General features: G+C 66.5%; 8 protein-coding genes. 6 read left to right on the top strand and 2 right to left on the bottom strand.

Annotated features, from left to right (window positions below):
• Positions 1-81: 81 nt before the first annotated feature.
• A complete protein-coding gene (locus tag E3T37_RS04230) occupies positions 82-843 on the bottom strand; it encodes a CPBP family intramembrane glutamic endopeptidase (RefSeq protein WP_241975991.1) in 762 nt (253 codons plus the stop codon).
• Positions 840-1232 (bottom strand): thiol-disulfide oxidoreductase DCC family protein, encoded by a 393-nt coding sequence (locus E3T37_RS04225; protein ID WP_134365585.1) that lies wholly within the window; start codon positions 1230-1232, stop codon positions 840-842. Before E3T37_RS04225 ends, E3T37_RS04230 begins: the two co-directional genes overlap by 4 nt.
• Before the next feature lie 235 nt (positions 1233-1467).
• On the opposite strand from E3T37_RS04225, the gene E3T37_RS04220 reads away from it, so the two are divergent.
• The 6 genes from E3T37_RS04220 to E3T37_RS04195 all read left to right on the top strand — a co-directional run bounded on the left by E3T37_RS04220 (position 1468) and on the right by E3T37_RS04195 (position 8697).
• Positions 1468-3087, top strand: coding sequence for an ABC transporter substrate-binding protein (locus E3T37_RS04220; RefSeq protein ID WP_134365584.1), 1620 nt, complete (start codon positions 1468-1470; stop codon positions 3085-3087).
• Between the two features lie 136 nt (positions 3088-3223).
• Positions 3224-4153, top strand: a complete 930-nt coding sequence (locus tag E3T37_RS04215) for an ABC transporter permease (RefSeq protein WP_134365583.1) — start codon at positions 3224-3226, stop codon at positions 4151-4153.
• On the top strand, positions 4143-5090 hold the full coding sequence (locus tag E3T37_RS04210) for an ABC transporter permease (RefSeq protein ID WP_134365582.1): 948 nt from the start codon (positions 4143-4145) through the stop codon (positions 5088-5090). Before E3T37_RS04215 ends, E3T37_RS04210 begins: the two co-directional genes overlap by 11 nt.
• Positions 5087-6835, top strand: coding sequence for an ABC transporter ATP-binding protein (locus E3T37_RS04205; protein ID WP_134365581.1), 1749 nt, complete (start codon positions 5087-5089; stop codon positions 6833-6835). Before E3T37_RS04210 ends, E3T37_RS04205 begins: the two co-directional genes overlap by 4 nt.
• Positions 6836-6856: 21 nt before the next feature.
• The gene (locus E3T37_RS04200; protein ID WP_134365580.1) at positions 6857-7447 is read left to right on the top strand and encodes a PH domain-containing protein; all 591 of its coding nucleotides are present in this window, start codon (positions 6857-6859) and stop codon (positions 7445-7447) included.
• 266 nt (positions 7448-7713) lie between these two features.
• Entirely contained in the window at positions 7714-8697 is a 984-nt protein-coding gene (locus E3T37_RS04195) for an ABC transporter permease (protein WP_134365579.1), read from the top strand.
• The last annotated feature ends 1 nt before the right edge of the window (position 8698 follow it).

The following is an 8698-nucleotide window of genomic DNA, read 5'->3' as shown; positions in this document are numbered from 1 at the left end:
GGGCAGGGGAGGCGGGGCGCGGCGGGCAGGTGAGGCCGGGCTCGGCGGTCAGGTGGGGCCGGGCGGCGGCGGGCAGGTGGGCTAGGCGGCGGTGGGGGCGAGCAGCCCGGGCCACCAGGCCAGGGCGAGCGGGTAGCCCACGAACGAGACGATGTCGAGCACCCAGTGCGCGATCACGAGCGGCATCGTGCGGCCCCAGCGGAGGTAGCACCAGCCGAACACGACGCCCATCACGGCGTTGCCGAAGAACGGGCCGATGCCCTGGTACAGGTGGTAGCTGCCCCGCAGCACGGCCGACGACACGATGATCGTCCAGGTCGACCAGCCGAGCTCGCGCAGCCGGGTGAAGAGGTAGCCCACCACGATCAGCTCCTCCGTCAGCGCCGAGCGAAGCGCCGAGAGCACCAGGATGGGGACCGTCCACCAGAACGTGTCGATCGGCGACGGCACGACCGCGACCGTGAAGCCGAAGAACCGCCCGGCCAGGTACAGGCCGAGGCCCGGGATGCCGATGGCCGCGACCAGGCCGAGCCCGCGCAGGAGGTCGCGCCGCGGCTCCGTCAGGTCGAACCCGAGTCGCCGGAACGCGCTCTGCCCGGGACGCCACAGCAGGTACAGCACCAGGGCCACGGCGAAGAAGGCGAAGAAGATCCCGAGGAACTGGTAGGTGAAGTCGAGCCATTCCCGCGGCGACTGCGAGCCGTTCAGCGTGGCCGACTGCTCCGAGAGCGGCCGCGTGTCGGTCAGGCGGGCGATGATTGAGACCACCGAATAGATGGCGGATGCCCCGAGCGAGAGCCCGAGGACGATTCCTACCTCCCAGCGAAGAGCGTTCCGAGTCACGTGCCCGGCTTCATCCGGCAGGCCGGCGTGCCCCCGGGAAGCCGGTGGCGGTAGCGCGCCACCAGCCGGTAGCCGAGTTCGGCGGCCCAGGACCACGGCGGAACCGTGCCCAGCCAGCCGAGGATGCGCAGAACCGTGTTCGGCTGGTGCCGCAGCAGGGCGGCGACGGCCGCGGCGCCGCCGTACTGGTGCCCGTCGATCACGAGCCAGACCCGCGACTGGGCGTCCTTCGTCGTGAGGGCGTACGACCCGAGGTCGGTCCACTGGTACGGGGCCGCATCCGGCATGGCCGGAAGGAGGCGGGTCATCAGGTTCACGGAGGTGGTGCAGAACGCGCAGTCGCCGTCGAAGATCAGCAGCGGCGGGCGGGCGGGGGAGACGAGCGTCATGTCTCAATCCTCCCACTGCCCTCCGACTGCGCAGAACGCGGATGTTGCGGGGTACGGCGGAAGGATCGGCCGAAAGAACCTGCCGTGGTGCAACTATCCTGCGCAGAATGTTTCGCCTGTGTAACGTTTCCTCATTAGATTGTGCGAACGCAGTCCCGGCTCTTTAGGGTCAATATAACTGACGTGTCGGCGCGGTGATGAGCCGCGTGGCACATCCCTGCGCACAGGAGGAAAATTGAAAATCAGGAGACTGGGCATACCAGCCATCGCTCTGGCCGCCGCGGGAGCACTCATGCTCTCCGGGTGCGCGAGTGGAGAATCCACCCCGAAAGCCGCGACCGGCGACACCGCGGCGATCATCAGCACGAACGGCTCTGAGCCGCAGAACCCGCTGATCCCGACGAACACCACCGAGACCGGTGGCGGCAAGATCACCACCTCGCTCTTCGCCGGACTCGTTTCCTACAACGCCAAGGGCGAGACCGAGAACGAGGTCGCGAAGTCCATCGAATCGGACGACGCGCAGAACTGGACCGTCACGATCAACGACGGCTGGAAGTTCACCGACGGCGAAGCCGTCACCGCTTCCTCCTTCGTGGACGCGTGGAACTTCGGCGCGAAGTTCAGCAACGCCCAGAGCGCTTCCTACTTCTTCGACGACATCGCCGGCTTCAGCTACGACGCCGACTCCGAACTGACCGGCCTCAAGGTCGTCGACGACAAGACCTTCACGGTCGAGCTGGCTTCCCCCGAGGCCGACTGGCCGCTGCGTCTGGGCTACACGGCGTTCATGCCGCTGCCCTCCTCCGCGTACGCGGACATGGCCGCCTTCGGTGAGAACCCGATCGGCAACGGCCCGTACATGCTGGCCAAGAAGGGCGCCTGGGAGCACGAGGTCAAGATCGACCTCGTCACCAACCCCGACTACGACGGCGTGCGCAAGCCCGTCAACGGCGGCCTGAGCATCGTCTTCTACGCCTCGCAGGATGCCGCCTACGCGGACGTCCAGGGTGGAAACCTCGACGTGCTCGACGCCGTCCCGGATGCCGCATTCGCCTCCTACGAGTCGGACTTCCCGGACCGCTTCGTCAACCAGCCGGCCGCCATCTTCCAGGGCTTCAACATGCCGTACTACCTCGAGCACTGGAGTGGTGAGGAAGGCAAGCTGCGCCGCGCCGCCATCTCGATGTCGATCGACCGCAAGGAAATCACCGACGTCATCTTCCAGGGCACCCGCACCCCGGCCACCGACTTCACCTCGCCGGTCATCGACGGTTACTCCGACTCTCTCAAGGGTGCCGACGTCCTCGCCTACAACCCGAAAGAGGCCAAAGCCAAGTGGGCCGAAGCCGACAAGATCGCGCCCTACACCGGCACGTTCGACCTCGCCTACAACTCCGACGGCGGCCACGCGGCCTGGGTCGACGCTGTGACCAACAGCATCAAGAACACCCTGGGCATCGAAGCCATCGGCAAGCCGTACCCGACCTTCGCCGCAGCCCTCGACGACCGCAAGGGTGACAAGCTGACCGGTGGAACCCGCGCCGGCTGGCAGGGCGACTACCCGTCGCTGTACAACTTCCTCGCCCCGCTGTACCAGACCGGTGCCGGCTCGAACTACGAGGACTACAGCAGCCCCGAATTCGACAAGCTGATCAAGGATGGCGCAGCGGCGTCGTCCGTCGAAGCCGCAACCAAGAAGTACCAGGAAGCTCAGGAAGTCCTGCTCAAGGACCTCCCGACCATCCCGCTCTGGTACTCCAACGTCACCGGCGTCTGGTCTGACAAGGTCGATAACGTCGTCTTCGGCTGGGACTCCGTGCCGCTGTACAGCAACATCACCAAGAGCGAGTAATACTCGTTCAATCCGTTTGACAGCAGTGAATAGATAAGACGTGTGGGGCTCGGGGCGTCAGCCCCGGGCCCCACACTGACTAGACTCAACCAGTGATTGTGAATCTCATGTACATACGTTCTGGCTTGGGAACCTGATGCTCTGGTATACGGGCAAACGCCTGCTCCAGATGATCCCGGTGTTTTTCGGTGCAACGCTGCTGATCTACTTCATGGTGTTTTCGTTGCCCGGGGACCCCATCGCGGCTCTCTACGGCGACCGGCCCCCGGCGCCCGGCGTGATCGAACAGATCCGCGCCCAGTACAACCTGGACAAGCCGTTCATCGTGCAGTACTTCATCTACATCGGCAACTTCTTCCAGGGTGACCTGGGCACCACGTACTCCGGCCGTCCCGTGAGCGACGTGATGGCCAAGGCCTTTCCGATCACCGCCCGTCTGGCTCTGCTCGCGCTGGCCATCGAGGCCTTCTTCGGCATCCTCGTCGGACTGATCGCCGGCCTCCGCAAGGGCAAGTTCTTCGACGCGAGCGCCCTCGTGGTCAGCCTCCTCCTGATCAGTGTTCCCACGTTCGTAATCGGCTTCGTGCTGCAGTACGTCTTCGCCGTCAAGCTCGGCTGGGCTCGTACGACGGTGAGCAGCGAGGCTCCCTTCAACGAGCTCCTCCTCCCCGCGCTCGTGCTGGCCTCGGTCTCGTTCGCCTACATCGTGCGGCTCACCCGCGCGAGCGTCTCCGACAACCTCAACGCGGACTTCGTGCGCACCGCGACCGCGAAGGGGCTGTCCCGCCGCCGCGTCGTGGGCGTGCACGTGCTGCGCAACTCCCTTGTTCCCGTCGTCACCTTCCTCGGCGTGGACCTCGGTTCACTCATGGTCGGTGCCATCGTCACAGAGGGCATCTTCAACATCAACGGCGTCGGCGGCACCGTCTACAAGGCGATCAAGCTGGGTGAAGGCCCCACCGTCGTGTCGTTCATCGCTGTCATGGTCGTGATCTTCGTGCTCGCCAACCTGCTCGTCGACCTCCTCTACGCAGCACTGGACCCGAGGATTCGTTATGCCAAATAAGAACCCGAACGCACAGACGCACTACGTCGCCGCGCTGGAAGAAACCCCGGTCGAAACCGTCGACCGCCTCGACGAGTCGCAGAAGGCACGCAGCACCTGGGCGGATGCCTGGGACGCGATGCGGGTACGGCCCTCCTTCTGGATCTCCTCGGCGCTGATCTTCCTGATCGTGATCGTCGCTCTGTTCCCGAGCCTGTTCGCCCACGTCTCGCCCACATCCTGCGACCTCGGCGACAGCCACGGTGCACCCTCAGACGGGCATCCGCTCGGCTACACTCGCCAGGGCTGCGACATCTACGCCCGGATCATCTTCGGCACGCAGGCCTCGCTCACCGTCGGCCTGCTCGCCACGATCCTCGTCACCTTCACGGGCATCATCGTCGGCGCGCTCGCGGGCTACTACGGCGGCATGCTGGACTCGATCGTCTCCCGCATCGGCGACATCTTCTTCGCCGTCCCCACCGTGCTGGGCGCCATCGTGCTCATGTCGGTCCTGCCGGAGCGCACCCCGGTGACCATCGCTCTCGTGCTCTCGCTCTTCGCCTGGCCGCAGATCGCCCGAATCATGCGCGGCGCTGTGCTCTCGGCCCGCAACTCGGACTACGTGACGGCATCCATCGCCCTGGGCGTCAGCAAGTTCAAGATCCTGCTGCGTCACGTGGTGCCGAACTCGATCGCGCCCGTGATCGTCATCGCCACGGTCTCGCTGGGCACGTTCATCGTGGCCGAGGCCACCCTGTCATTCCTCGGGATCGGCCTTCCGCCGAACGTCATGAGCTGGGGTAACGACATCGACGCAGCGAAGAGCTCCCTCCGCACCAACCCGCAGGTGCTGCTCTACCCCGCGGCGGCGCTGTCCGTGACCGTTCTCGCGTTCCTCATGCTGGGCGACGTCGTGCGCGACGCCCTCGACCCCGAAGCGAGGGCCCGCCGATGAGCCAGACCGTCATCGAACCGGTCAGCGAGAACGCCGACGCGTCCACGGAGCCTCTGCTCCAGATCCGCGACCTCGAGGTCGGCTTCCAGACCCAGCACGGTGTCGTCCCTGCCGTGCGTGGGGTCAGTCTGACCCTCTACGCCGGCCAGACCCTCGCGATCGTCGGTGAGTCCGGCTCGGGCAAGACCACGACCGCGCAGGCCATCATCAACCTCCTCGCCGGCACCGGCAAGATCACGGCCGGACAGATACTGTTCGAGGGCCGCGACCTCACCGCCCTCTCGGCCAAGGAGATCCAGGATGTCCGCGGCCGCCTGATCGGCTACGTGCCGCAGGACCCGATGAGCAACCTGAACCCGGTGTGGAACATCGGTTTCCAGGTCGAGGAGGCCATCAAGGCCAACAACGTCGCCCAGGGCAAGGCCGCACGCGAGCGCACCATCCAGGTGCTGCAGGAGGCCGGGCTCAGCGACGCCGAGGACCGGCTCAAGCAGTTCCCGCACCAGTTCTCCGGCGGCATGCGCCAGCGCGTGCTGATCGGCATCGGCCTGTCCGCACGGCCCAAGCTGCTCATCGCCGACGAGCCCACCTCGGCACTCGACGTCACCGTGCAGCGACAGATCCTCGACCACCTCGGCACCCTCACCCGCGACTACGGCACCTCCGTGCTGTTCATCACGCACGACCTCGGCCTCGCGGCCGAGCGGGCCGAACAGCTCGTGGTGATGTACAAGGGCAAGGTCGTCGAATCCGGCCCGTCGCAGGAGATCCTCGCCAACCCGCAGCACCCGTACACCCAGCGTCTCGTCGCGGCGGCCCCCAGCCTCGCGTCCCGTCGCATCCAGTCCGCCAAGACGGCCGGCGCCGGAGGAGAAGCCATCTTCTCCGAGGGCTCGCTCGACGCCACTCTCGTGGCCCGAGCGGCCGAGCGGGAGGCGGATGCGGCGGCGAAGGACCTGATCTCGATCCAGAACATCTCCAAGCTGTACCGCATCCGCACCAAGGGCCTGAAGTACAACGAACTGCTCGCCGTCAACGACGTCTCCTTCGGCATCAGGAAGGGCACCACCACGGCGCTCGTCGGGGAATCCGGGTCGGGCAAGTCCACCGTCGCGAAGCTCATCCTGCAGCTGGAGAGCATCACCAGCGGCCAGATCGAGTTCGACGGCCAGGATGTCGCCGGGCTCAAGGGGGCGGCGCTGCTCAAGTTCCGCCGCCGCGTGCAGCCGGTGTTCCAGGACCCGTACGGCTCCCTCGACCCGCAGTACAACGTGGGCAACACGATCGCCGAGCCCCTGCTGGCGCACAAGATCGGCTCCTCCAAAGAGCGCCAGGACCGCGTGCGCGAGCTGCTGGACCAGGTATCCCTGCCCTGGGCCACCCGGTACCGCTACCCGAGCGAACTGTCCGGCGGGCAGCGCCAGCGGATCGCGGTGGCCCGTGCCCTCGCGCTCAAGCCGGACGTGCTCGTGCTCGACGAGGCGGTATCCGCCCTCGACGTGCTCGTGCAGGGCCAGATCCTGAACCTGCTCACCGAACTGCAGACCGAACTCGGCCTGACCTATTTGTTCATCACGCACGACCTCGCAGTCGTGCGGCTCGTGGCCGACAACGTCTGCGTCATGCAGAAGGGGCGGATCGTCGAGACCGCGTCCACGGACGAGGTCTTCGACAACCCGCGTGAGGCGTACACCCAGGAACTGCTCGCAGCCATCCCGGGCGGCAACTTCCAGTTTGGCCGCTGACCGCGGTTCGGCGGCGCGGGAGTGACTCCCGGGCGCGCGGCGATCGTCCTGCGGTCGCCGGCATCCGTCGCCGTCTTCGCGGCCGTGGCGCTGCTGTGCGCCGCGCTGCTGGTCGACGCGCTCCTGCGTGCGCGGGGGGCCGTGGCCCTGGTGTCCCTGCCGGCGGTGACGCTGGTGCTGTGGTCGGCCTGGCTCGTCTTCGCCCGGCCGTGCCTGCGGCTGTCCGGCACCGGGCTGACCATCGTCAACGTGCTGCGCACGACGACCGTGCCCTGGGGTGCGGTGGACGAGATCGTGCTGCGCCACCAGGTCGTCGTGGTGACCCGGTCAGGCGAGCGGCTGCGGTGCTGGGGAGCGCCGTCATCCGCCCGGTCGTCGATGCCGGTCCGGTCGTCCGGGCCGGCCCCGCGGGCGGCGCAGGTGCGCGAGCCCAGCGGACGGATCAGCGGTAGCGCCGCCCACCGGGCGATCCAGGGCTATTGGGAACGGCATGAGCGGCCGCAGGGCCCCACGGATGCCGCTGCACGCCGGTGGAACGGATGGTCGCTGCAGGTCGGCGTGGCGCTCCTCCTGGTCGTCGTCGCGCAGCTGATCTGGGCGGCGCAGGTCTGAGCGTTGCTCAATCCTCTGACCCCGGACTCAGCAAATTGCGACTTAAGTTTCGAAAATGTTACATGTTTTGTCAGGATCTGCCGCAGACTGTGATCTGGGGCAAAGGAGCTTCGCGCAGGCACAGGCTCGCCCCGTAACAACATTTGAAACGGTTCTGCCGCCGGGAATCCTTCGGGCGGGAGCGCGACGGGGGAGTAAACAATGGGATCACTTCGTAGAACCATTCCGGCTGCCGTCTCTCGTTCCCCGTTCTAGGTTGACCGCGCGTGGCCTTCTACATCTTCCGACGTTTCGTCAACTACTTCTTCCTTTCGCTCATCGCGACGTGTCTGGCGTATGTCGTGTCCAGCCTGGCCCTCGACCCTGCTGCCAAGTACTACGGCCGCAACCCCCAGCCGACGCAGCAGACGATCGACAACATCCTGGACGGCCTCGGCGTCAACCCGAACGTGCCCGTGCTCCAGCGGCTCTGGGACTGGCTGGTGAACCTGGTCGTGCACGGCTCGCTGGGCACCGGGGTCAACGGCGTTTCCATTGGCGACCAGATCATCTCCCGCGCCGGTGTCAGTCTGCGACTGCTCCTGATCGGCTCGCTGATCGGGGCCCTCGTCGGGGTGACGCTGGGCGTCTGGGGCGCGGTGCGTCAGTACAAACTGAGCGACCAGGTCGTCACCTATGGCTCCTACCTGATTTTCGCCACGCCGACCTTCGTGATCGGGGTCCTACTCATGATCGCGGCGACCGCGCTGAACGGCGCAGCGGGAGCCCAGCTGATCAACTTCACCGGCGAATACTCGGCCGGGCTGAGCGGATCCTGGTGGGATCTGACCCTGGACCGCGGCGTCCACCTGCTCCTGCCCACCATCGCGCTCGTGCTGATCGGCGCGGCCGGCTACTCCCGCTACCAGCGCAGCGTCATGCTCGACGTGCTCTCGGCCGACTTCATCCGCACCGCCAGGGCCAAGGGGCGCTCCCGCAACTCGGCGCTCGTTCGCCACGGCGTGCGGGTCGCGCTCATCCCGATGTCCACGTTCTTCGCCTACAGCTTCGGCACGCTGGTCTCCGGCTCGATCATGCTCGAGATCGTCTTCTCCTTCCACGGGATGGGCGAATTCGCCCTGAACGCGATCAGCCAGAGCGACATCAACGCGGTCGCCGGGACCACGCTGTTCGTGGCCATCCTGATCCTGTTCTCCTCGACGCTCTCCGAAGTGCTCTACGCCGCGCTCGACCCGAGAGTGAGGAACTGAG

The sequence above is a fragment of the Cryobacterium sp. TMT2-10 genome (genome assembly GCF_004403075.1).
Lineage (GTDB): Bacteria > Actinomycetota > Actinomycetes > Actinomycetales > Microbacteriaceae > Cryobacterium > Cryobacterium shii.
Note: the sequence above shows the minus strand (reverse complement) of the source record. Positions and strands in the feature narration are given on the sequence as shown.